The organism is Paenibacillus sp. FSL R7-0179 (assembly GCF_038002265.1).
GTDB lineage: Bacteria > Bacillota > Bacilli > Paenibacillales > Paenibacillaceae > Paenibacillus_AQ.
In genome coordinates this window covers 1,805,882-1,828,800 of the sequence record NZ_JBBOCC010000001.1, presented here as the reverse complement: position 1 = coordinate 1,828,800, position 22,919 = coordinate 1,805,882, and the positions used below count along the sequence as shown (strand labels likewise).

23 protein-coding genes and 1 other annotated feature are annotated in these 22,919 nt (G+C 49.0%); of the genes, 2 read left to right on the top strand and 21 right to left on the bottom strand.

Features of this window, described 5'->3' with window-relative positions:
- Positions 1 to 22: 22 nt before the first annotated feature.
- A complete protein-coding gene (locus MKX63_RS07940; RefSeq protein ID WP_341016382.1) occupies positions 23 to 742 on the bottom strand; it encodes a Crp/Fnr family transcriptional regulator in 720 nt (239 codons plus the stop codon).
- Positions 743 to 936: 194 nt separating this feature from the next.
- On the opposite strand from MKX63_RS07940, the gene MKX63_RS07935 reads away from it, so the two are divergent.
- Together MKX63_RS07935 and MKX63_RS07930 are read left to right on the top strand one after the other, a co-directional pair.
- Positions 937 to 1,353 carry a V4R domain-containing protein gene (locus MKX63_RS07935; protein WP_341016381.1) on the top strand — a complete coding sequence of 139 codons (417 nt, stop codon included), beginning with the start codon at positions 937 to 939 and terminating at the stop codon, positions 1,351 to 1,353.
- Between the two features lie 32 nt (positions 1,354 to 1,385).
- Positions 1,386 to 1,727, top strand: a complete 342-nt coding sequence (locus MKX63_RS07930) for a cupin domain-containing protein (protein WP_341016380.1) — start codon at positions 1,386 to 1,388, stop codon at positions 1,725 to 1,727.
- 89 nt (positions 1,728 to 1,816) lie between these two features.
- Here MKX63_RS07930 and tuf read toward each other — a convergent pair whose 3' ends face one another.
- The 20 genes from tuf to cysS all read right to left on the bottom strand — a co-directional run bounded on the left by tuf (position 1,817) and on the right by cysS (position 22,902).
- Positions 1,817 to 3,007, bottom strand: coding sequence for an elongation factor Tu (gene tuf, locus MKX63_RS07925; protein WP_341016379.1), 1,191 nt, complete (start codon positions 3,005 to 3,007; stop codon positions 1,817 to 1,819).
- A gap of 108 nt (positions 3,008 to 3,115) precedes the next feature.
- Positions 3,116 to 5,194, bottom strand: a complete 2,079-nt coding sequence (fusA, locus tag MKX63_RS07920) for an elongation factor G (protein WP_341016378.1) — start codon at positions 5,192 to 5,194, stop codon at positions 3,116 to 3,118.
- A 47-nt stretch (positions 5,195 to 5,241) separates the two neighbouring features.
- Positions 5,242 to 5,712: a 30S ribosomal protein S7 gene (gene rpsG / locus MKX63_RS07915; protein ID WP_020427074.1), complete on the bottom strand. Its 471-nt coding sequence runs from the start codon at positions 5,710 to 5,712 to the stop codon at positions 5,242 to 5,244.
- Between the two features lie 51 nt (positions 5,713 to 5,763).
- A complete protein-coding gene (rpsL, locus tag MKX63_RS07910; protein WP_036721853.1) occupies positions 5,764 to 6,183 on the bottom strand; it encodes a 30S ribosomal protein S12 in 420 nt (139 codons plus the stop codon).
- 134 nt (positions 6,184 to 6,317) lie between these two features.
- Positions 6,318 to 6,569 (bottom strand): ribosomal L7Ae/L30e/S12e/Gadd45 family protein, encoded by a 252-nt coding sequence (locus MKX63_RS07905; protein ID WP_036692367.1) that lies wholly within the window; start codon positions 6,567 to 6,569, stop codon positions 6,318 to 6,320.
- 179 nt (positions 6,570 to 6,748) lie between these two features.
- Positions 6,749 to 10,360, bottom strand: coding sequence for a DNA-directed RNA polymerase subunit beta' (gene rpoC, locus MKX63_RS07900; protein WP_341016377.1), 3,612 nt, complete (start codon positions 10,358 to 10,360; stop codon positions 6,749 to 6,751).
- 114 nt (positions 10,361 to 10,474) lie between these two features.
- Complete coding sequence (gene rpoB / locus MKX63_RS07895; protein ID WP_036721858.1) at positions 10,475 to 14,020, bottom strand: DNA-directed RNA polymerase subunit beta; 3,546 nt, start codon at positions 14,018 to 14,020, stop codon at positions 10,475 to 10,477.
- Positions 14,021 to 14,445: 425 nt separating this feature from the next.
- A complete protein-coding gene (locus MKX63_RS07890) occupies positions 14,446 to 15,042 on the bottom strand; it encodes a class I SAM-dependent methyltransferase (protein WP_341016376.1) in 597 nt (198 codons plus the stop codon).
- 136 nt (positions 15,043 to 15,178) lie between these two features.
- Entirely contained in the window at positions 15,179 to 15,538 is a 360-nt protein-coding gene (gene rplL / locus MKX63_RS07885) for a 50S ribosomal protein L7/L12 (RefSeq protein WP_036721862.1), read from the bottom strand.
- A 63-nt stretch (positions 15,539 to 15,601) separates the two neighbouring features.
- The gene (rplJ, locus tag MKX63_RS07880) at positions 15,602 to 16,105 is read right to left on the bottom strand and encodes a 50S ribosomal protein L10 (RefSeq protein ID WP_341016375.1); all 504 of its coding nucleotides are present in this window, start codon (positions 16,103 to 16,105) and stop codon (positions 15,602 to 15,604) included.
- A 64-nt stretch (positions 16,106 to 16,169) separates the two neighbouring features.
- Positions 16,170 to 16,323: a sequence feature (ribosomal protein L10 leader region), on the bottom strand.
- Positions 16,324 to 16,391: 68 nt separating this feature from the next.
- Positions 16,392 to 17,084: a 50S ribosomal protein L1 gene (gene rplA / locus MKX63_RS07875; protein ID WP_036692357.1), complete on the bottom strand. Its 693-nt coding sequence runs from the start codon at positions 17,082 to 17,084 to the stop codon at positions 16,392 to 16,394.
- 80 nt (positions 17,085 to 17,164) lie between these two features.
- On the bottom strand, positions 17,165 to 17,590 hold the full coding sequence (gene rplK, locus MKX63_RS07870) for a 50S ribosomal protein L11 (protein ID WP_019908208.1): 426 nt from the start codon (positions 17,588 to 17,590) through the stop codon (positions 17,165 to 17,167).
- A 75-nt stretch (positions 17,591 to 17,665) separates the two neighbouring features.
- Complete coding sequence (gene nusG / locus MKX63_RS07865; RefSeq protein ID WP_020427084.1) at positions 17,666 to 18,199, bottom strand: transcription termination/antitermination protein NusG; 534 nt, start codon at positions 18,197 to 18,199, stop codon at positions 17,666 to 17,668.
- A 21-nt stretch (positions 18,200 to 18,220) separates the two neighbouring features.
- Positions 18,221 to 18,412: a preprotein translocase subunit SecE gene (gene secE / locus MKX63_RS07860; RefSeq protein WP_036692354.1), complete on the bottom strand. Its 192-nt coding sequence runs from the start codon at positions 18,410 to 18,412 to the stop codon at positions 18,221 to 18,223.
- A gap of 21 nt (positions 18,413 to 18,433) precedes the next feature.
- Positions 18,434 to 18,583 carry a 50S ribosomal protein L33 gene (gene rpmG, locus MKX63_RS07855; protein WP_074086515.1) on the bottom strand — a complete coding sequence of 50 codons (150 nt, stop codon included), beginning with the start codon at positions 18,581 to 18,583 and terminating at the stop codon, positions 18,434 to 18,436.
- 362 nt (positions 18,584 to 18,945) lie between these two features.
- Positions 18,946 to 19,590, bottom strand: a complete 645-nt coding sequence (sigH, locus tag MKX63_RS07850; protein ID WP_341016374.1) for an RNA polymerase sporulation sigma factor SigH — start codon at positions 19,588 to 19,590, stop codon at positions 18,946 to 18,948.
- Between the two features lie 161 nt (positions 19,591 to 19,751).
- The gene (locus MKX63_RS07845; protein ID WP_341016373.1) at positions 19,752 to 20,273 is read right to left on the bottom strand and encodes an NYN domain-containing protein; all 522 of its coding nucleotides are present in this window, start codon (positions 20,271 to 20,273) and stop codon (positions 19,752 to 19,754) included.
- A gap of 2 nt (positions 20,274 to 20,275) precedes the next feature.
- Positions 20,276 to 21,037, bottom strand: coding sequence for a 23S rRNA (guanosine(2251)-2'-O)-methyltransferase RlmB (gene rlmB / locus MKX63_RS07840; protein WP_341016372.1), 762 nt, complete (start codon positions 21,035 to 21,037; stop codon positions 20,276 to 20,278).
- Positions 21,038 to 21,061: 24 nt separating this feature from the next.
- On the bottom strand, positions 21,062 to 21,499 hold the full coding sequence (locus MKX63_RS07835) for a Mini-ribonuclease 3 (protein WP_341016370.1): 438 nt from the start codon (positions 21,497 to 21,499) through the stop codon (positions 21,062 to 21,064).
- Positions 21,496 to 22,902, bottom strand: a complete 1,407-nt coding sequence (cysS, locus tag MKX63_RS07830) for a cysteine--tRNA ligase (protein ID WP_341016369.1) — start codon at positions 22,900 to 22,902, stop codon at positions 21,496 to 21,498. Before cysS ends, MKX63_RS07835 begins: the two co-directional genes overlap by 4 nt.
- Positions 22,903 to 22,919 lie beyond the last annotated feature (17 nt).

The window sequence follows — 22,919 nt, the reverse complement described above, 5'->3', positions numbered from 1 at the left end:
TAAAGGTTTTATCAGAAAATTATTAATTACTGATTTCAGCGAGCTGAATTAGAGCCTCCATCTCCAGAATATTCACAGTTCTTTTATGCATAGCAATGATCTTCAGCGCTTCCAGCTTGTTCAGCTTACGGCTTAGGGTCTCGGCAGTAGTGCCGATCATCGCTGCCACTTCTTTTTGCGCCGAAGGGAGATCAACCGAGTATCTCAAGTCTTGCATGGTCACTGCTGGCTCTGGCAGATTTCTCGTATACAAGTAGACCAGAAGCCGGGCTAACCGTTTTTCCACTTCCAACATATGTAGCGCCCCTGCTGTTTCTTCCGCCAGATGCAGCTGCTCACTGACTGACATCAGAAAACTAAACGCCAGGCCCGCATTCTGCTCCAGCAGGGGAATGAAATCCTTCCGGTGCATCCGGCAGACCACTCCGCTCTCTATAATCTCTGCCGTTACATCATTATTTTTATTATGAAGCAGGGCAAACTGCCCGAAATAATCTCCCGGGAAAAGAAAGCGGACAATGTGCTGCTTGCCTTCTTTACTGTTCTTCGTCAGTTTGATAAGACCGCTCTTCACTACGTACAAGGCTTCAGACGGCTCTCCTTCTCTGCAGACCTGGCTGCCCTTTTTATATGAATGAGATTCTGTGATTGATTCTATGATAACCAATTCTTCATCAGATAAGCTCCTGAATACCGGAACCTGGCGCACACAGGCATGAGAGCTGCACGTATTACAATCCATACATCATTCCTCCTTTACTGTCGCTTATCCCACCATATCAATGATCGAAGCCCTACCGGGTGACTGGACGCACAGATTTTCATTAAACTTGATCTATATCAAGGATTAACGTACCGGCTGGCTATACAATAAGTTCATAGAGAGAAAAGGAGTTGATGGGCTTGCAGCAATACACTTTTGAGGATATGCGCCAGATGGATAGAACAACTCTGGGCAACATGGTACCCCTTGAACTATTCCGGACGATCCGTCTAATTGGAATGAACCAGGGATTGCCGTTAGGCGGAAAGGGAACGACTGTTACCATTGGCAGAAAGATCGGCGAGAGCCTGCCTGTCCATTCCGTGGAAGAGCTGCTGCAGATCTTTGAGGAGCTTAAAATCGGGATTCCACGTATAGTTCATTCCGATGAACGCAGAATTAATATTGCTGTTGACGATTGTTTCTGCAAAGGACTGCCTTCCCTTGAAGATGAAAAAATGGTCTGTGATCTGGAGGGAGCCATCATTGAAGGTGCGCTGTGCCGGATTCTCGGCCGCAAGGTTTCAGTTAAAGAGATCAAATGTAATGTCACCGGTCATGAGCATTGCGAGTATGAAGTTAAGCTTTAGATAATACAATATAATGAAAGCAGGGATTTATAATGGAAAAGAAAACATTAGCTGAGGCAGTACAGTATCAGGAGGAGCGCTTTACCAAAAAGATCATTTTCCAAAAAGGGGATAGTGTTGTATTCGTGCTCAACTTCATGCCTGGGCAGAAGCTACCTCTTCATAAACACCCCGGAGCAGATGTATATATCCTCGCCTTACACGGAGACGGTGCAATCCATGTTAATGAGGAAGAGTTCTCCTTCATCCAAGGAGAGACTATCTACATTGCCGGTGACGAGTCCTTCGCTTATACAAATAATAGTTCTTCCCCTTCTAGCCTATATGTCGTACTGTCCAAGCTGCCTAGTGCGGAGTATGCGAAAGAAATCTAATTCATAAACTTTATCATAACAAAACAGGCCCCCTTCTAATGAAGGGGGCCTGACTTATATTCAGTCTATCCTAATGGATAGAGCCTGAATTACTTCTGGATGGAAGCTACGGAACCGGCACCAACTGTACGTCCGCCTTCGCGAATGGAGAATTTAGTACCTTCTTCAATAGCGATTGGGGAGATCAGTTGAACAGTTACGGTGATGTTGTCACCAGGCATAACCATTTCAGTACCTTCTGGCAGGTTGATGATGCCAGTTACGTCTGTTGTACGGAAGTAGAACTGTGGACGGTAACCAGTGAAGAATGGTTTGTGACGTCCGCCTTCTTCTTTTGTCAGAACGTAGATCTGAGCAGTGAACTCAGTGTGCGGGTTAACGGAGTTTGGCTTAGCCAATACTTGACCGCGCTCGATGTTGTTACGGTCTACACCACGCAGCAGTGCGCCGATGTTGTCGCCCGCTTGTGCGGAATCGAGCAATTTACGGAACATTTCTACGCCGGTAACAACGGATTTTTTCTTCTCTTCGTGAATACCAACGATTTCGATTTCTTCTCCGACTTTAACTGTTCCGCGTTCTACGCGACCAGTTGCCACAGTACCGCGGCCAGTGATGGAGAATACATCTTCGACAGGCATCAAGAAAGGCTTGTCAGTCTGACGTTCTGGAAGCGGGATGTATGTGTCGATCGTTTCGAACATTTCAACGATCTTCTGTGCATACTCGCCATCAGGGTTCTGCAGAGCTTCACGAGCTGAACCGCGAACGATTGGAGTGTCATCGCCTGGGAAGTCGTATTCGCTAAGCAGATCGCGAACTTCCATTTCAACCAATTCAAGCAACTCTTCGTCCTCAACCATGTCGCATTTGTTCAGGAATACAACGATGTAAGGAACGCCTACTTGACGGGACAGCAGGATGTGCTCGCGAGTCTGTGGCATAGGGCCGTCAGCTGCGGATACAACCAGGATCGCTCCGTCCATTTGCGCTGCGCCAGTGATCATGTTTTTAACATAGTCGGCGTGTCCAGGGCAGTCTACGTGAGCGTAGTGACGGTTAGGAGTTTCATATTCAACGTGAGCGGTGGAGATAGTGATACCGCGTTCGCGTTCTTCAGGAGCCTTATCGATTTGGTCGAATGCTACAGCAGCACCACCGTATTTTTTGGACAATACAGTTGTGATTGCAGCAGTCAGAGTTGTTTTACCATGGTCGACGTGACCAATAGTACCAATGTTAACGTGCGGTTTGTTACGTTCAAACTTTGCCTTTGCCATTTGAACAGTTCCTCCTTATTGTGGGGTCCATATATTTGAGCCGTCCGCCTATTTGCAATTCTAAGGTGACTTAAGTGTTATACCCGGACGGCAAGTTAAAAATTAAGCTTATTCTCCGCCTTTGTTCTTGGCTACGATTTCTTCAGCAATGGATTTAGGCACTTCTTCATAGTGAGAAAGTTCCATTGAGAATACGCCGCGTCCCTGAGTACCGGAACGGAGTGTTGTGGAGTATCCGAACATTTCGGAAAGAGGCACCTTTGCACGGATAATCTGCGCACCACCACGGGAATCCATACCTTCGATCCGACCGCGACGGGAGTTCAGCATACCCATTACATCGCCCATGTATTCCTCAGGAACAGTTACTTCCACTTTCATGATTGGCTCAAGCAGGACAGGCTTACACTTGTCTTTAGCTGCTTTGAGTGCCATCGAGCCGGCAATTTTGAATGCCATTTCGTTGGAGTCAACATCATGATAGGAACCATCTACGATGGTAGCTTTAACGTCTACAAGCGGGAAGCCTGCAATAACGCCGTTTTTCATTTGCTCTTCAATACCGGCAAGTGCAGGAGCGATGTATTCTCTAGGTACAGAACCACCGACAACTTTACTTTCGAACTGGCTGCCAGTACCCGGCTCGAGAGGTTCAAACTCAACCCACACGTGACCATACTGACCGCGACCGCCGGATTGGCGAACGAATTTACCTTCAACGCGTGCTGGTGCTTTGAATGTCTCACGGTAAGCAACCTGTGGTTTACCCACGTTGGTTTCTACCTTGAATTCGCGGCGCATACGGTCGATGATAATATCCAGGTGAAGCTCACCCATACCTGCCAGGATCGTTTGGCCTGTTTCTTCATCAGTATGAGCACGAAGAGTAGGATCCTCTTCAGTCAACTTTCCGAGAGCAACACCCAATTTATCTTGGTCAGCTTTGGTTTTTGGTTCAACTGCGATTTCGATAACCGGATCAGGGAAGTTCATGGACTCCAGGATAACCGGATGTTTCTCATCACAGAGTGTATCGCCTGTACTTGTATCTTTCAGACCAACGGCTGCCGCGATATCACCAGCGTATACGATGGAGATTTCTTGGCGGCTGTTCGCATGCATCTGCAGAATACGGCCGATACGCTCACGCTTGTTCTTAGTAGCGTTAACTACATAAGAACCGGATTCCAGGATACCGGAGTATACACGGAAGAACGTGAGTTTACCCACATAAGGGTCTGTCATGATTTTAAATGCCAGTGCAGCAAATGGTTCTTCGTCCGAAGAGTGACGAACCGCTTCTGTACCGTCCTCCAGATGACCTTGAATAGCCGGTACATCCAGTGGGGATGGCAAGTAATCAACAACAGCATCCATCATGAGCTGAACGCCTTTGTTACGGTAGGAGGATCCGACAATTACAGGGAAGACCTTAACTTCACATACGCCTTTGCGCAGTGCAGCTTTGATCTCGGCCACAGTGATTTCTTCGCCTTCCAGATACTTCATAGTCAGATCTTCGTCAAGTTCTGCAACCTTCTCAATCAGTTCAGTACGCAGAGTCTCAACTTGCTCCAAGAATTCAGCAGGAATATCAGTAACTTCGATGTTCTGACCCAGGTCATCCTTGAAGATGTGAGCTTTCTGCTCAACAAGGTCAATGATTCCTGTGAAGTCGTTCTCGGCACCAATCGGCAATTGAATGGCAACTGCATTGGCTTGCAGGCGGTCACGCATGCTGTCGATAACGTTCAGGAAGTCTGCACCGATGATATCCATTTTGTTCACATATGCGATCCGGGGAACGCCGTAACGGTCAGCCTGTCTCCATACGGTTTCGGACTGAGGCTCAACGCCCTCTTTCGCACTAAATACACCAACTGCCCCATCCAATACACGAAGGGAACGTTCAACTTCAACAGTGAAGTCAACGTGCCCTGGGGTATCAATGATATTGATGCGGTGACCCTTCCAAGCAGCGGTTGTAGCAGCGGAAGTAATCGTGATTCCGCGCTCTTGCTCCTGTTCCATCCAGTCCATTGTAGCAGCACCCTCGTGAACTTCACCGATTTTGTGCGTACGGCCTGTGTAGAAAAGAATCCGCTCTGTGGTAGTAGTCTTACCAGCATCAATATGTGCCATGATCCCGATATTACGTGTATTTTTTAAGGAGAACTCTCTTGACATGAAATGGATCTCCTTCCAAAATAGAAGTTATTTGAACGACTGCAATCCTACCAGCGGTAGTGAGCAAACGCTTTGTTCGCTTCAGCCATTTTGTGTGTATCTTCACGTTTCTTAACGGAAGCGCCTGTGTTGTTGGAAGCATCGATAATCTCAGCCGCCAAACGCTCTTCCATAGTCTTCTCACCACGGTTGCGTGAGTAGTTTACAAGCCAACGTAATCCCAAAGCAGTACGTCTTTCAGGTTTAACCTCAATAGGTACTTGGTAGTTAGCACCGCCGACACGACGAGCTTTAACTTCCAATACAGGCATGATATTCTTGATGGCTGCTTCGAAAACTTCCATCGGCTCTTTACCTGTACGTTCTTGAATCAACTTGAACGAATTGTACAAAATGCTTTGAGCGACACCTCTTTTACCACCCAGCATAATACGGTTGATCAAACGAGTAACCAACTTGCTATTATACAATGGATCTGGCAATACATCTCTTTTAGTAACTGGACCTTTGCGTGGCATGGATATCCCCCTTTCTTATATGGTTATTATTCTGATACTGATAAGCTCATCTTATTTCTTGACTTTAGGACGTTTCGCACCATACTTGGAGCGAGCCTGCATCCGGTTAGCAACACCTGCAGTATCCAGTGCACCACGAACGATGTGGTAACGAACTCCTGCAAGGTCCTTAACTTTACCTCCGCGCAGCAATACTACACTGTGCTCTTGAAGGTTGTGTCCGATACCCGGAATATAAGCAGTCACCTCAAGACGGTTCGTCAGACGAACACGGGCATACTTACGAAGTGCTGAGTTTGGTTTACGTGGAGTCATTGTGCCTACACGAGTGCAAACACCGCGTTTCTGCGGAGCGCTCAAATTTGTAGCCTCACGCTTGAGGGCGTTGAACCCTTTTTGAAGAGCGGGAGATTTGGATTTTTCGATTTTGGCTTGACGGCCTTTACGAACCAATTGATTGATAGTTGGCATGTTGTGCCACCCCCTTCCTGAAATGATAGTCAATTTACAAACATTAAGTCCACAGACCCAGGTGGTTCATAAAAAGACAAATGAAAAGTCCTTGCTGCCGAAGTGTACCCCGGTACAAAAACGTTCTCTTGCTGCTATTGTTTTAAGACGGCTGCCATCGCAGCACCAACTTCTATACCGCAGGCCTTGCCCAAATTCAGCATTGTGTCCACATACGTGACCTTCACACCTTGTTTGTTGCAAAGCATTACAATTCTGGAAGTAAGCCGTTGATCTCCGTCCTCTGCCACATAGACTTCTGCGGCTTGGCCCAACTCCACCGCCTTGACGGTTTGCTTGGAACCGATCTTGACCTGAGCATCCTGTAACCCTCTGTCATCAGTCATGAAAACCATTACCTCCACTGAATAAGAATGACAAGACTACTCACGCACCTTAGACATATTAGCATCCTCAGCACATGATGTCAAGAAAAACGACAATAAATTTATTAATAATCACAGCAGACAGCCGCGTCACGCCAAAACACTGCGTGACGCTGATACTGCTTGCCATGAGTATTCAATTATTCAGCGGGTACCGGCTCTAAAGCTTCTTCACTGCTTTCAGCATTCGGGTCGCTCAACTTCACATTACGGTAACGATTCATGCCTGTACCTGCAGGAATCAGCTTACCGATGATTACATTCTCTTTCAGACCGAGCAGTTTATCCACTTTACCCTTAATAGCTGCATCTGTTAAGACGCGGGTAGTTTCCTGGAAGGATGCCGCAGACAGGAATGAATCAGTTTCCAGGGATGCCTTGGTGATCCCGAGCAGAACCGGTTTGGCGACTGCGGGTTCATTTCCGGAAAGAATAGCTTCCTTGTTGGCTGCTTCATATTCATGAATATCCGCAAATGCACCCGGCAGGAGACTGGTATCTCCGGCATCGATAATGCGGATTTTGCGCAGCATCTGCTTGATCATAACTTCAATGTGCTTATCATTGATTTCAACGCCCTGGTTACGATATACACGCTGTACTTCTTGCAGAATGTAGTTCTGTACCCCGCGGATCCCTTTGATACGCAGCATTTCTTTAGGGTCAATTGAACCGTCTGTTAATTCATCGCCGGCCTCAATCTCCTGGCCTTCGCTGACACGCAGACGGGAGCCGTAAGTGATGGAATACGTCTTGGACTCTGCTTCACCCTGGACCTCGATTTCGCGGCGGTCCTTGGTTTCACGGATTTCCTTAACTACCCCGTCAATCTCACTGATTGTAGCCTGACCTTTAGGGTTACGGGCTTCAAATAGCTCCTGGATACGCGGCAAACCTTGCGTGATATCGTCTCCGGCTACACCACCGGTATGGAATGTACGCATGGTAAGCTGTGTTCCCGGTTCACCGATGGATTGTGCGGCAATAATACCGACAGCTTCCCCGATTTCCACGAATTTACCTGTTGCCAGGTTACGTCCGTAGCACTTCTTGCAGACACCGTGACGGGCACGGCAGCTGAGTACAGAGCGGATCTGCAGCTTGGTAACACCAGCATTCACGATCTCTTCAGCCTTATCTGAATCAATCAGATCATTACGGTGAACGATGATTTCCTTCGTCTCCGGATGACGGACGGTCTCGAAGGAATAACGGCCTTCAATACGGTCGTAGAGATCCTCAATGACTTCTTTACCATCCTGAATCCGGCTAACCATGAAGCCTTTATCAGTACCGCAATCTTCTTCACGGACAATAACATCCTGCGCTACGTCAACCAGACGGCGTGTCAGGTACCCGGAATCCGCTGTACGCAGCGCTGTATCGGCCAGACCTTTACGCGCTCCGTGAGTGGAGATAAAGTACTCGAGGACGGTTAGGCCTTCACGGAAATTCGCTTTGATTGGCAATTCAAAGATTCGGCCCGAAGGTGTTGCCATCAGACCACGCATACCACCGAGCTGGGTGATCTGCGATTTGTTACCACGCGCCTTAGAATCGACCATGAGCATGATGGAGTTGAAGCGGTCCATCGATTTAAGCAATACGTTAGTCAAATCATCCTTGGTCTTCGACCAAATCTCGATAACGCGGTCATACCGCTCATCATTGGTAATCAGACCGCGGCGGTATTGATTCGCAACCACATCAACCTTAGCTTCGGATTCCTTAAGGATGGTAGCTTTTTCCTCAGGCACGATAACATCCGATACGGCAACCGTAACACCGGAACGTGTAGAGTACGTAAAGCCTAGTTGCTTAATTTTATCCAGAATCACTGAAGTCTTGGTAGTGTGATACGTCTCAAAGCAGCGGGCGATAATGAGGCCCAGATATTCTTTACCTACAGCACTGGCCTCCGGAGCAGCCATGATCAGTTCGCGGACATCCGCACCCTTTTCATAGATGAAGTACTTCTCAGGAGTTCCCTGCAGCAGGTTAGTTTTGGTAGCTTCGTTGATATACGGGAAGCTGCTTGGATAGATCTCGTTGAAGATAATCTTACCCACAGTTGTGATCAGCAGTGCATTCTGCTGCGCTTCTGTGAAGCTGGTTTTACCCAGAGCCTTAGCAGGGATGGCCACACGTGCATGCAGACCCGCCGTTCCGCGCTGATATGCAGAGACTGCTTCGTTCACATTGCGCAGAATCATTCCGGTACCCTTCTCTTCCTTGTTGTCCATGGTCAGGTAGAAGGTACCAAGGACCATATCCTGGGAAGGAGTAACGACAGGTTTGCCGTCTTTAGGGTTGAGAATGTTACCGGATGCCAGCATGAGAATACGTGCTTCAGCTTGAGCCTCAGCAGACAGAGGAACGTGTACCGCCATCTGGTCACCGTCAAAGTCGGCATTGTAAGCCGTACATACGAGCGGGTGAAGACGGATTGCGTGACCTTCTACCAGAATCGGTTCGAATGCCTGGATACCCAGTCTGTGCAGCGTAGGGGCACGGTTCAGCAGAACCGGATGCTCTCTGATTACCTCTTCAAGCACATCCCATACTTCAGGACTTACGCGCTCAACCTTGCGCTTCGCGCTCTTTATGTTGTGGGCAAGCCCTTTGTTAACCAGTTCTTTCATTACGAACGGTTTGAACAGCTCCAGTGCCATCTTCTTAGGAAGACCGCATTGGTACATCTTCAGGTAAGGTCCTACAACGATAACCGAACGGCCGGAATAGTCAACACGTTTACCGAGCAAGTTCTGGCGGAAACGCCCCTGTTTACCCTTAAGCATATGACTGAGCGATTTGAGCGGACGGTTACCTGGTCCTGTTACAGGACGGCCGCGGCGGCCGTTGTCAATCAGGGCATCTACAGCTTCCTGAAGCATCCGTTTCTCATTCTGAACGATAATGTCAGGTGCGCCGAGGTCCAGCAGTCTTTTCAGACGGTTGTTCCGGTTAATTACACGGCGGTACAAGTCATTAAGGTCAGACGTAGCAAAACGGCCGCCATCGAGCTGAACCATTGGACGAAGCTCCGGAGGGATAACCGGGAGAACATCCATGATCATCCAGTCAGGCTTGTTGCCGGAATTGCGGAAGGCCTCAATGACTTCCAGACGTTTAATCGCCCGGTTGCGGCGCTGTCCTTGAGCGGTACGCAGCTCTTCTTTGAGGAATTCCAGTTCTTTATCGATGTCGATATCCTGAAGCAGCTTTTTGACAGCTTCTGCACCCATGCCGGCCTGGAATCCGTAACCGTATTTCTCACGGTAGCTGCGGTATTCTTTCTCGGACAACAGTTGCTTCTTCTCCAGCGGAGTTTCCCCTGGATCAGTTACAACATAAGATGCAAAGTAGATAATCTCTTCGAGCGATCTAGGAGACATATCAAGCGCCAGACCCATACGGCTTGGAATACCTTTGAAATACCAGATATGAGATACAGGAGCAGCCAGTTCAATGTGGCCCATACGTTCGCGGCGGACTTTAGCGCGGGTAACTTCCACGCCGCAGCGGTCGCACACTACGCCCTTATAACGGACGCGTTTGTATTTACCACAGTGACATTCCCAGTCCTTTTGCGGTCCAAAAATACGTTCGCAAAAGAGACCCTCTTTTTCCGGTTTCAATGTACGATAGTTAATGGTTTCCGGTTTTTTAACTTCTCCGCGGGACCAAGAACGAATTTTTTCCGGGGAAGCGAGCCCGATTTTCATAAATTCAAAATTGTTAACGTCCAACAAGGAGCAACCCTCCTTAACCTATATCCTGATTTAGTACCACAGCCCTCTCTTGACGCTTAAGGTCAACAGAGGGCATGGTCCTTTGTGTAATGAAATTAGTGGCTTGCTGGTGAACTACTCTATGCCGACTTCTGCGCCTTCCAAGTTGAGGCTCAGCTTATCGCCTGACGTCTCGTCCTCATCGTCCAGTTCCTTCATCTCGATCTCCTGCTCGTCACCGCTGAGGATTTTGACATCCATACCGAGCGACTGCAGTTCCTTGATCAATACCTTGAACGATTCCGGTACACCCGGTTCTGGAACATTTTCACCTTTGACAATGGATTCGTACGTTTTCACACGGCCGACCACATCATCGGATTTCACGGTCAAAATCTCTTGCAGTGTATACGCCGCGCCGTAAGCTTCAAGCGCCCACACTTCCATCTCCCCGAAACGCTGTCCGCCGAATTGAGCTTTACCGCCCAGTGGCTGTTGTGTAACGAGTGAGTAAGGACCTGTAGAACGGGCATGAATCTTATCGTCAACCATGTGCGCGAGCTTGATCATGTGCATGACACCGACAGTAACCTCACGCTCGAAGCGCTCACCTGTACGTCCGTCATACAGCACTGTCTTACCATTACGCTGCATACCGGCTTCTTCCATCGTATCGAACACGTCATACTCACGGGCTCCATCGAATACCGGAGTAGCCACGTGGATACCCAGACGCAGTGCAGCCATACCAATATGGACTTCAAGCACCTGTCCGATGTTCATACGGGAAGGAACGCCCAGCGGGTTCAGGACAACCTGTACCGGCGTACCGTCCGGAAGGAACGGCATATCTTCTTCTGGCAGGATACGGGCAACGACACCCTTGTTACCGTGACGTCCGGCCATCTTGTCACCTTCAGAAATCTTACGCTTCTGGGCGATGTAGACACGAACCAGTTGATTCACGCCAGGAGGCAGCTCATCGCCGTTCTCGCGTGTGAATACTTTGACGTCAACGATAATACCATCACTACCATGCGGAACGCGCAGGGAGGTATCACGAACTTCACGGGCTTTCTCACCGAAGATCGCATGCAGCAGGCGTTCCTCAGCAGTCAGCTCAGTTACACCCTTCGGAGTAACCTTACCTACCAGAATATCACCGGCATTGATTTCCGCACCGATACGGATAATTCCGCGCTCATCCAAGTTGCGGAGCGCCTCTTCACCGACGTTAGGAATATCACGTGTGATCTCTTCAGGTCCGAGCTTCGTATCACGGGCTTCAGATTCGTATTCCTCGATATGAATCGAAGTGTATACATCTTCCTTCACCAGCTTCTCACTCAGCAGGATCGCATCCTCGTAGTTATAACCTTCCCAAGTCATGAACGCAACGACTACGTTGCGGCCAAGCGCAAGTTCGCCCATTTCTGTGGAAGGTCCATCAGCCAGGATGTCACCCTTTTTAACGATATCCCCGCGCTTCGCCAGTGGACGCTGGTTAATACAGGTACCCTGGTTCGAACGCATGAATTTGTGTAATTTATATTTAACGATATCGCCTTTGACTTCCTTGCCCTCAACTGCCTCCACACGGCGCAGCCAGATTTCATTGGCAGAGGAGCGTTCGATAATACCGTCATATTTGGAGACAATACATACGCCGGAGTCTTTAGCAGACTTATGTTCCATCCCTGTTCCTACAAGCGGAGCCTTAGGGATAAGAAGCGGAACGGCCTGACGCTGCATGTTCGATCCCATCAGTGCGCGGTTGGAGTCATCGTTCTCAAGGAACGGAATGAGCGCCGTCGCGACGGATACAACCTGTTTTGGCGAAACGTCCATGTAGTCTACACGATTGCTAGGCATGGTAGTGATGTTGTCTGAATCCTTGTTGTAACGAACGATAACCTGGTCTTCCTTGAAGGAGCCGTCCTCATCGATCAGTACATTCGCCTGTGCAACTACATAGTTATCTTCTTCATCGGCAGTCAGATAATCGATTTGCTCAGTTACCTTACCTGTCTTCGGATCTACCCAACGATACGGGGCTTCGATAAAGCCGTATTCATTGATGCGGGCGAAGGTGGACAAGGAGTTGATCAGACCGATATTCGGACCTTCCGGAGTCTCGATAGGACACATACGGCCATAGTGACTGTGATGGACGTCGCGGACTTCAAAGCCTGCGCGTTCACGAGTCAGACCGCCGGGTCCGAGTGCAGACAGACGGCGCTTATGCGTAAGCTCGGCAAGCGGATTCGTCTGGTCCATGAACTGGGACAGCTGCGAGCTGCCGAAGAACTCTTTGATAGACGCGATCACTGGACGGATATTGATCAGTGCCTGCGGTGTAATCGCATTGGCATCCTGAATCGACATTCTCTCGCGGACCACGCGTTCCATACGGGACAGACCGATACGGAACTGATTCTGCAGAAGCTCACCTACAGAACGCAGACGTCGGTTACCCAAATGGTCAATATCATCCGTGTTGCCGATACCATGCAGCAAATTAATAAAGTAGCTGATTGAGGATATAATATCAGCCTGAGTAATATGCTTAACTGATTTATCAATGTTGCCATTGGCAATCAGTTTGATGATACGACCTTCTTCGATTGGCGAGAATACGTCAATGGTCTGAAGCGGAATATCTTCACTGTCCATTACACCACCGGTTACACGGTAGTTTTTGGCAGCCATACTTTTCTCGAAATAAGGAATCAACTCATCAAGCAGGCGGCGGTCCACCATTTGGCCGGATTCTGCCAGAATTTCTCCGGTAGACTCATCAACCAAAGGCTGTGCCAAACGCTGATTGAACAGACGATTCTTAATATGCAGCTTTTTATTGATTTTGTAACGGCCTACATTGGCCAAATCATAACGTTTCGGGTCAAAGAAACGTGCGACGAGCAAGCTCTTGGCATTATCAAGTGTAGGTGGTTCGCCCGGACGCAGACGCTCGTAGATTTCAATAAGCGCCTTCTCCGTGGAATCCGTGTTGTCTTTATCCAGCGTGTTGCGAATATATTCATCATTGCCAAGCAGTTCCAGAATTTCAGCATCACTGCCGAAGCCCAGAGCACGCAAGAGGACTGTTACCGGGATCTTACGAGTCCGGTCGATACGGACATACATGATGTCCTTAGCGTCGGTCTCAAGCTCCAGCCAGGCTCCGCGATTCGGAATTACTGTGGCGGTGTAAGTTTTTTTGCCGTTCTTATCCACTTTTGTGCTGAAATAGACGCTTGGAGAGCGAACCAACTGGCTGACAATAACCCGTTCCGCACCATTGATAATAAAAGTGCCGGTTTCCGTCATCAGAGGGAAATCTCCCATGAACACTTCCTGCTCTTTTACCTCACCGGTCTCCTTATTGATGAGACGCACCTTCACACGCAGAGGAGCTGCATATGTTACGTCCCGCTCTTTAGCGTCGTCAACCGTGTACTTCGGTTCACCCAGGCTGTAATCAATGAACTCTAGCACCAAATTCCCTGTGAAATCCTGGATCGGCGAGATGTCCTGGAACATTTCCCGCAATCCTTCCTCCAAAAACCAATCATAAGATTTTTGTTGGATCTCGATCAGGTTCGGGACCTCGAGTACCTCGTTAATTCTCGCATAGCTCCGCCGAGTGCGTCGACCATACTGAACAAGATGTCCTGCCAACTTTACTCACCCCTCATGTCTACTCACTTAAAAATTGATTGCGAACCCTTGTTTGGACCCGTATAATGGAACCATATCACAAGGATTCAGCCATAAATACAGAAAAGCCCCTTATCGAAATCTTTCGAAAAAAGAGCACATCTATCCACGGCCAAAATACTCCTTATCCAGTAGATTTGCCCAAAACGTGCGTATTATACGTCACCAGGCTACAGTTCATGCGCTATTATCTATTGCCCCGGCGACCTTCGCCGTGACAGGAACATAGAGAACGGAATTCGCAAAAACCTGCCGTGCGGCATGCGCTTACCGGGCGACAATATATCACTTGACATTTCAGCAAACTAAAGACATGGAGCCTAGCTTAATACTGACATTTTATAATAATACCACTACGGACATCGCATGTCAATGAGTATTATTATTTATTTCTGAGCTTTTAAGATTCTATAGCCCTTGTCTTTCCCCACTTCTTCTACCACCGGAAACATACTCTCCAGCTTGGCAACCGCCGACGGCGCACCCTGCTTCTTCTGAATGACAACCCACAGACAACCGCCCTCATTCAAATGCTCATACGCCTGTTCAAAAATCGCATGCACTACGGCCTTGCCGGCGCGAATCGGCGGGTTGGTTAGAATCACATCGAAGGTCTGCCCCTCTACTGCCGATAGCACATCACTTTCCATCACCGTAACATTGCGGATTCCATTATGCTGCGCATTCTCGCGGGCAAGCTCTACCGCACGGCTGTTGATATCAATCATCGTCACATGTCCCTTGGAAGCGAGATGCGCCGCACTTATCCCTATAGGCCCGTAACCACAGCCCACGTCCAGTACCTTCGCATCCTCCGGAATCTCCATCGCCCCAATCAGAACACGGCTGCCATGATCAATATCTCCTTTAGAAAAAACACCGGCGTCGCTGGTAAAGCGGAGGCGTTTGCCTCTCAGCTCCGTATCGATGCTCCGTCTATCATGACGCGCTTCCGGCTGCTGCGAGTAATAATGCTGCGACATACCATCCTCCCTTTCACATTGAACTACGTATACCTGCAAGGCTCCCTTATAGAGCAACCCCCTTGAACAAGTTCAAGGGGGTTGCGGGAACCGGAGAGAATGACTTCTGCTCCGGGGCAGTACCTAGTGAATCAACTTATTTTACTTCTACAGCTGCGCCTGCTTCTTCCAATTTTGCTTTGGTAGCTTCGGCTTCTTCTTTGCTTACTTTTTCTTTGATTGCTTTTGGAGCGTTATCTACAACTTCTTTAGCTTCTTTCAAGCCAAGACCTGTGATTTCGCGAACGATTTTGATAACGTTGATTTTGGAAGCGCCAGCGCTTGTCAAAATTACGTCGAATTCGGACTGTTCAGCTTCAACAGCTGCTACAGCGCCGCCAGCTGCTACTGGAGCTGCTGCAGTTACGCCGAATTCTTCTTCGATTGCTTTTACCAGGTCGTTCAGTTCCAGTACGCTCATGCCTTTAATTTCTTCTAAGATTGTTTCTTTGCTCATGATTGAACCTCCATTATATTTGAATTGGTTTGTGGTCTTGATTATGAAACCAGAAGCAAAGGCTTACGCGCTTTGTTCTTCTTTCTCAGCAACAGCTTTAACTGCAAGCGCGAAGTTGCGCATTGGAGCTTGAAGCACGCTAAGCAGCATGGACAGCAAACCATCGCGGGATGGCAGTTCAGCCAGTGCTTTCAGTTGGTCCACATCGATAACTTTACCTTCTACAACGCCGCCTTTCAGTTTCAAAGCGTCGTTCTTCTTAGCGAAGTCATTTAGAATCTTAGCTGCTACTACCGCATCAGTCTCACTGAAAGCGATCGCTGTAGGACCCGTCAGGACAGCGTCCAGATCAGTCAGCTCAGCTGCCGCAGTTGCACGGCGAAGCAATGTGTTCTTCAGGACCTGGAACTCAACGCCAGCTTCACGAAGCTGCTTACGCAGTTCGGTCACTTGCGATACGTTCAGACCGCGGTAGTCTGCAACAACAGTAGAGACACTGTTTTGCAGTTTGCTGGTAACAACATCAACCGCATCCTGTTTTGCTTGGATTACTTTTGCATTTGCCAATTGTATACACCTCCTGAAAATTTATGTCACGGCGATTCTTCCGGAGAAACCGCGCCGTTCCTACGCAGGCATTAGAAAAGCCTCCGCAGATTCACGAAGGCTTGATAAAACGGAAAGTTAATCAGGCGAGCCTGGCACTTTTTGTTTCTATCACAACACCTCGGTAGGAAATTAAGCCCTACGGCACCTACTGTCTACGGTAAGCATATTCACATTTAAGATTGATCACCTTAATGTTCACAACTGTTATAGATTATCAAAGATTACTCTAGGAGTCAACCTTTAATTATCTGAAAGCAGCTGCGTTTACACGAGCGCTAGGTCCCATTGTGGACGAAATAGCGATGCCTTTAAGGTATACACCCTTGGCAGCAGCCGGTTTCGCACGGTTCAGAGCGTCCATAAGAGCTTTAAGGTTCTCGTTCAATTGTTCAGCGTTGAAAGACACTTTGCCGATTGGCGCATGAATTTGGCCCGCTTTGTCAAGACGGTATTCGATCTTACCGGCTTTGATTTCTTGAACAGCCTTGGTAACGTCGAAAGTAACTGTACCTGCTTTAGGGTTAGGCATGAGACCTTTACCACCGAGCAGACGACCCAGTTTACCGACTTCACTCATCATGTCAGGTGTAGCTACGCAGACGTCGAATTCGAACCAGCCCTGTTGAATCTTGTTGATCATGTCAGCATCACCAACAAAATCAGCGCCAGCAGCTTCCGCTTCCTTCGCTTTTTCACCTTTTGCAAATACAAGCACGCGTTGTGTTTTGCCTGTGCCGTGAGGCAGGACAACAACACCACGAACTGCCTGGTCTTGTTTACGCGGGTCTACACCCAGACGAACTGCTGCTTCAACGGTTTCGTCGAATTTGGCAGTTGCCGCCTTTTTCACAAGCTCTACAGCTTCTGAAGGCTCGTAAGTCGCTTCGCTGTTGATCAGCTTCGCGGATTCTTGGTACTTCTTACCATGTTTAGCCATGAAATGTTCCTCCTTTGTGGTATTAGCGGAAATTCCTCCCACATATTGCGGTCATGAATGACCGGTTCATCGAATACTTATTAGTCTTCGATTGTGATTCCCATACTGCGGGCAGTACCTTCAACCATACGCATTGCAGCTTCAACAGATGCAGCGTTCAGATCGGGCATTTTGGTTTCAGCGATTTCACGAACCGCTGCGCGGCCCAGCTTCGCTACTTTTTTCTTGTTTGGTTCGCCGGAGCCTTTTTCTACTTTTGCAGCGATGCGAAGCAGAACAGCAGCCGGAGGAGTTTTGGTGATGAAGGTAAACGAACGGTCTTCAAATACTGTAATTTCAACCGGGATGATCAGGCCAGCCTGGTCGGCAGTACGAGCGTTGAATTCCTTACAGAATGCCATGATGTTGACACCCGCTTGACCTAACGCCGGACCTACTGGAGGCGCTGGATTCGCTTTCCCTGCAGGAATCTGCAGTTTCACCATTTTAATAACTTTTTTAGCCATGAGTGACACCTCCTTGCGTAAATAGTGGTATTCGAATGCTAAACAGCATTCTCCCACAAGAAACCCTTGTGCTTGTTATATCTTCTCCACTTGAGTGAAATCCAACTCCAGCGGGGTTTCCCGTCCAAACATGTTGACATGTACCTTAATCTTGCTTTTGTCTGCCAAAATCTCTTCCACGGAGCCCACAAAATTCGCAAATGGACCGACCATAATACGTACGGATTCCTTAATTTCGAAATCAATCTTCGCTTTAGGTTCAACCATGCCCATATGCTTCAGAATCTGTTCAACCTCTTCGGGTAGCAGAGCGGTAGGCTTAGAGCCCGAACCAGTTGAACCGACAAATCCGGTAACGCCCGGCGTATTGCGGACAACATACCATGAATCATCAGTCTGAACCATTTCGACCAAAACGTAACCAGGGTAAACTTTGCGCATGACAGTTTTTTTCTTGCCATCCTTGTTTACCAGTTCTTCTTCCATAGGAACAAGAACGCGGAATATTTTGTCTTCCATGCCCATGGACTCAACGCGTTTTTCCAAATTGGCCTTGACCTTATTCTCATACCCGGAATAGGTATGAACAACGTACCATCTTTTTTCCATATCAAGCCACCTGGGACCTCTCTAAATAATCGCTTCAATCACAGCGGAAATACCGATGTCCAGAACCCAGAAGTAAAGAGAAATAACTACAATTGTACCGAGAACGATCAATGTATAGTTTTTCAGTTCTTTACGGCTAGGCCAGCGAACCTTTTTGAGTTCACTCCAGCTCTCAGTGAAAAAGGAAAACAAAGACTTGAAACTACGTTTCACGCCGACTACACCTCCAAAAGACTATCTGGTTTCGCGATGAGGAGTTTGCTCGTTACAGAACTTGCAAAATTTCTTCATCTCCAAGCGGTCGGGGTGATTTCGCTTGTTTTTGGTTGTTGCATAGTTTCTTTGTTTGCAACTTGTACAAGCCAAAGTGATAATTACCCGCATGATGTGCACCTCCCGAAGACGTACTTCTAATCATCAAATTAGAAGACGTAGATATTGATTCAAAAAAAAGCCGCGAATTTAGGCCTACCTAAAACACTTTAGCATAATATCAATGTCTGTGTCAACGAAAGTTTCCCCCATCGCACTGGGTAATTCCGGGTGCTGTAGCCTTATGCCATAAGTCATCTTTGATCCTGCTTTTTCAATTACCGCTAGCTGTCTTCCATACTCATTATGCTGCAATTCGCTTGTGTATAAACCTGCCATCCACCAACGCTTAACCTGTCGCAAATTCGCCGTATCCAAATCTAGCGGACACTAAAAAAAGACTCGAGTCCCGAGCCTTCCTAGTCATTATATCATTAATTGTCACGCACTTCCAGATATCTTTCCAATTTGCGTTTCACTCGCTGCAAAGCATTGTCAATGGACTTCACATGCCGCTTCAAATCCTCGGCAATCTCCTGATAGGACCGTCCGTCCAGATAGAGCATCAAAACCTTACGTTCCAAATCACTCAGAATTTCAGCCATCTTATCTTCCAGTCCGATGAACTCCTCCTGGTTGATAATCAGCTCTTCCGGGTCCAGCACCTGACTTCCGCATATCACATCCATCAATGTCCGGTCGGAGTCCTCATCATAAATGGGCTTGTCTAACGAGACGTATGAATTAAGCGGGATATGCTTCTGGCGGGTAGCGGTCTTAATGGCGGTAATAATCTGACGGGTAATGCACAGCTCGGCAAAGGCCTTGAACGATGACAGCTTGTCACCCTTAAAGTCACGGATGGCCTTGTATAAGCCAATCATGCCTTCCTGCACAATATCTTCACGATCTGCCCCGATCAAAAAATAGGAACGGGCCTTGGCACGCACAAAATTACGGTACTTGTTAATTAAATGCTCCAATGCGCCACTGTCGCCACTACGGAAGATCTCGACAATTTCTTCATCACTTATGAAATCATACTCGGACAGCATTAATTCCTTGAGGTCGACACTCACCAAGAATCCCCCCGGCTGCAACGCAAGACACATCGTTACTTCTCGAAATATAGGAACAGTATATATTATGTTACCTTACACCGTCAACCGGATTTGTCCAAAAACAATCTTCAATAACATATTATGTCATTTTCTTGTAAGGGCCAACTACTATTCCTGTCCTACTGTCTACGCCAGTCCTCCAGCCGTTTACGAGTCTCCGGCGGCAGCTTGTCTTCCAGCGAGTGACGGGTACCGCTCACGCTTCCCGGCTCGATGGCCTTCTTCACCTGCTTCTGGCTCTCCTCAATCTCAAGCCTCAGTTCCCTGGCCGAAATCCGGAGTGCGCCCTGGGCAAAAACGACATGCTGCTCCACAAAATCGCTGGTGGCTACCGAGATCTGTCTGCGGCGGTGCGTGAATTCCCCAACGAGCCGTTCGATGCATTCATCTGCCGTTTCCTTCTCCTTGGTGAAGAAGACCTGGATTTTCCCTTGTTCGAACGATCTGCCCAGTCCCGGCACCCGGTAAGCATCGAATACAGCAATGACGCGCAGCCCGGAGAACGCCTGATAATCGGCCAGCATATCGAGCAGCCGGTCGCGTGCCCCCTGCATACCGGTCTGCGACAAGGCCGCAAGCTCCGGCCAGCCGCCGATCATGTTGTATCCGTCCACGAGCAGGATATCGCGCCAGTCTGCCATAGTTATCCCTGTTCTTGGCGGCGGCGGAGTACCTCGTACATGATTACCCCCGCTGCCACCGAAGCATTCAGAGAGTTGATTTTCCCGGCCATCGGCAGCTTAAGCAGCACATCGCATTTCTCACGGATCAGGCGGCCCATCCCTTTATTCTCATTGCCGATCACCACGGCTACCGGTCCGGTAACAATATCCGATCCGAACAGATTCTGATCGGTATCCACATCCGTGCCGACTACCCAGACTCCCAGCTCCTTCAGCCGGTCAATGGTCTGTCCAAGATTCGTTACGCGGGCCACGGGCACATATTCGACTGCACCAGCCGAGGTCTTGGATACGGTGGCTGTAATCTGCGCGGAGCGGCGCTTCGGCACGATGACTCCGTGCACACCTGTGCAGTCAGCCGTACGCAGGATAGACCCGAGGTTATGCGGATCTTCAATTTCGTCCAGCAGGAGCAGAAACGGCGGTTCTCCCTTGGCTTTAGCTATGGCCAGAATATCAGCAACCTCCGTGTAGGCAAAAGGCGCCGCTTGCGCCACCACTCCCTGATGCTGAACGCCCGGTACGAGCTGATCCAGCTTGCGCTTGTCCACATGCTGAATGACAATGCCCGCCTTGCGCGCTTCCGCAACGATAGGTGCGGTCAGATGCTTTTGCGCGGTCTCGGCGATCCAGATTTTGTTGAGTGTCCGTCCCGCTCTTAGGGCTTCAAGCACCGAATGCTTGCCTGCCAGTATTTCCTCTTCAGTTCTCAATTCTTCCATTGTTTTATCTCCTGTTCTGTATACTCACTTGGGGCGGTGCATCATATATTCGATACTGCTGTGAACGAGCTCCTGGATTCTCGCCTGCTGTCCTGTGTAATATAAATAGCCTATCATGCATTCAAAAGCGGTGGCGTGGCGGTATTCCAGCACATCCGCATTTTTGGGAATGCTGCCGGATTTGGCGTTGCGTCCCCGCCGTACCACATCCTTCTCCTCCTCGGTGAGCACCGGGTCCAGAAAAGCGAGAATGGTGCTCTGCGCTTTGGCGGATACCAGCCCGGTCGCTGACCGGTGCAGATGCTGGGGGCGCAGATTAGGCAGCGAGATCAGATACTGCCGGACTGCAACTTCATAGATGGCATCCCCGGCATACGCAAGCACGATAGGCGGCAGCAAATGGACAGGCTTGGAGGGTTCATACGGAAACCATGCGCGGTTCAGATCAAACAGCCCGTTCATTTACGCCGCCACCGCATTCCCTGTGGAGTATCTTCCAGCAGAATCCCGAGCGCGTTCAATTCATCCCGGATTTCATCCGACCGGCTCCAGTTCTTGTTCTTGCGCGCTTCCGCACGCTCTGCAATCAGACGTTCCACCTCTTCGCTCGCCACTTCTTCCTCAGTCTCTACCGTGAGGCGAAGTACAGCATTCATCTCGGCAAAAGCCTTCAGCAATGCGGCGAAGTCAGCCGGATTCGCCTCAGGATCAGCAAGCGTAAGATTCGCCAGGCTCACCCAGTCGAACACCGCCGTAATGGCATCCGGTGTATTAAAATCATCCTGCATCCGGGCGTGGAAATTGCTAAGGATAGCGGTCAACCGCTCTGTAACCTGCAGACTGGCCTCCCCTTCTGCCCCATCCGCCGCCAGCTCAAGGCGGTGCTTCACATTGCCTTCGGCCAGAGCGATCCGCTCTACGCTTTTCTCAGCAGACAGCAGGGCTTCCTCGGTGAAGTTCAGCGGATTGCGGTAATGGCTGGATAACATGAAGTAACGGATAGCCCCCTGCTTGAAGCGCGCACGGATATCCTTTACGAGCAGACCGTTTCCGAGTGATTTTGACATTTTCTCATCGCCGATATTCAGAAAAGCATTATGCATCCAGTAATTCGACAGCGGTTCACCCGTCAGCGCTTCAGTCTGGGCACATTCGCATTCATGATGCGGGAATTTCAGATCCTCTCCGCCGCCGTGAATGTCGATCGTCGTTCCCAAATATTCGCGCACCATCGCCGAGCATTCAATATGCCAGCCGGGACGGCCCTCACCCCATGGACTGGACCAGTGTACTTCGCCCGGCTTGGCTGCCTTCCAGAGTACAAAATCCTCCTGGTTCTCCTTGCGCGAATCCACCTCGACACGGATACCGAAGCGCAGCTCCTCCAGATTCTGGCGGGACAGCTTGCCGTAATTGGCAAATTTGCCGGTACGGTAATACACGTCTCCACCGTTCTCATACGCGTAGCCTTTATCTTCAAGCTCCTTAATGAACTCGATAATCGTGTCCATGCTCTCCGTAACGCGCGGATTCATCGTCGCCGGCTTCACGCCCAGCCCGGCCAAATCCTCCTGGTAGGCGGCAATGAACATTTCGGCAACCTCGGCTACGGTGATGTTCAGCTCCTCTGCCTTGCGGATCATTTTATCATCCACATCGGTGAAATTGGTCAGATAGCGGACCTCATTACCAAGCGCCTCCAGGTAGTTGCGCACCATGTCAAAAACGATGACCGGTCTTGCATTCCCGATATGCATATAGCCGTAGACCGTGGGTCCGCAGACGTACATCTTCACCTTATCCGGCTCCTGCGGTACAAATTCTTCCTTCGTGCGCGTCATTGTGTTGTAAATATGCAAAGCCATTCTTGTCCCAACCCTTT

Bases quoted from the DNA above. Each gene is read 5' to 3' on its own strand.
- MKX63_RS07940 (WP_341016382.1), bottom strand. From the start codon at position 742: ATGGATTGTAATACGTGCAGCTCTCATGCCTGTGTGCGCCAGGTTCCG.
- MKX63_RS07935 (WP_341016381.1), top strand. From the start codon at position 937: ATGGATAGAACAACTCTGGGCAACATGGTACCCCTTGAACTATTCCGG.
- MKX63_RS07930 (WP_341016380.1), top strand. From the start codon at position 1,386: ATGGAAAAGAAAACATTAGCTGAGGCAGTACAGTATCAGGAGGAGCGC.
- tuf (WP_341016379.1), bottom strand. From the start codon at position 3,007: ATGGCAAAGGCAAAGTTTGAACGTAACAAACCGCACGTTAACATTGGT.
- fusA (WP_341016378.1), bottom strand. From the start codon at position 5,194: ATGTCAAGAGAGTTCTCCTTAAAAAATACACGTAATATCGGGATCATG.
- rpsG (WP_020427074.1), bottom strand. From the start codon at position 5,712: ATGCCACGCAAAGGTCCAGTTACTAAAAGAGATGTATTGCCAGATCCA.
- rpsL (WP_036721853.1), bottom strand. From the start codon at position 6,183: ATGCCAACTATCAATCAATTGGTTCGTAAAGGCCGTCAAGCCAAAATC.
- MKX63_RS07905 (WP_036692367.1), bottom strand. From the start codon at position 6,569: ATGACTGATGACAGAGGGTTACAGGATGCTCAGGTCAAGATCGGTTCC.
- MKX63_RS07890 (WP_341016376.1), bottom strand. From the start codon at position 15,042: ATGTCGCAGCATTATTACTCGCAGCAGCCGGAAGCGCGTCATGATAGA.
- rplL (WP_036721862.1), bottom strand. From the start codon at position 15,538: ATGAGCAAAGAAACAATCTTAGAAGAAATTAAAGGCATGAGCGTACTG.
- rplA (WP_036692357.1), bottom strand. From the start codon at position 17,084: ATGGCTAAACATGGTAAGAAGTACCAAGAATCCGCGAAGCTGATCAAC.
- rplK (WP_019908208.1), bottom strand. From the start codon at position 17,590: ATGGCTAAAAAAGTTATTAAAATGGTGAAACTGCAGATTCCTGCAGGG.
- nusG (WP_020427084.1), bottom strand. From the start codon at position 18,199: ATGGAAAAAAGATGGTACGTTGTTCATACCTATTCCGGGTATGAGAAT.
- rpmG (WP_074086515.1), bottom strand. From the start codon at position 18,583: ATGCGGGTAATTATCACTTTGGCTTGTACAAGTTGCAAACAAAGAAAC.
- MKX63_RS07845 (WP_341016373.1), bottom strand. From the start codon at position 20,273: ATGGCAGACTGGCGCGATATCCTGCTCGTGGACGGATACAACATGATC.
- rlmB (WP_341016372.1), bottom strand. From the start codon at position 21,037: ATGGAAGAATTGAGAACTGAAGAGGAAATACTGGCAGGCAAGCATTCG.
- MKX63_RS07835 (WP_341016370.1), bottom strand. From the start codon at position 21,499: ATGAACGGGCTGTTTGATCTGAACCGCGCATGGTTTCCGTATGAACCC.
- cysS (WP_341016369.1), bottom strand. From the start codon at position 22,902: ATGGCTTTGCATATTTACAACACAATGACGCGCACGAAGGAAGAATTT.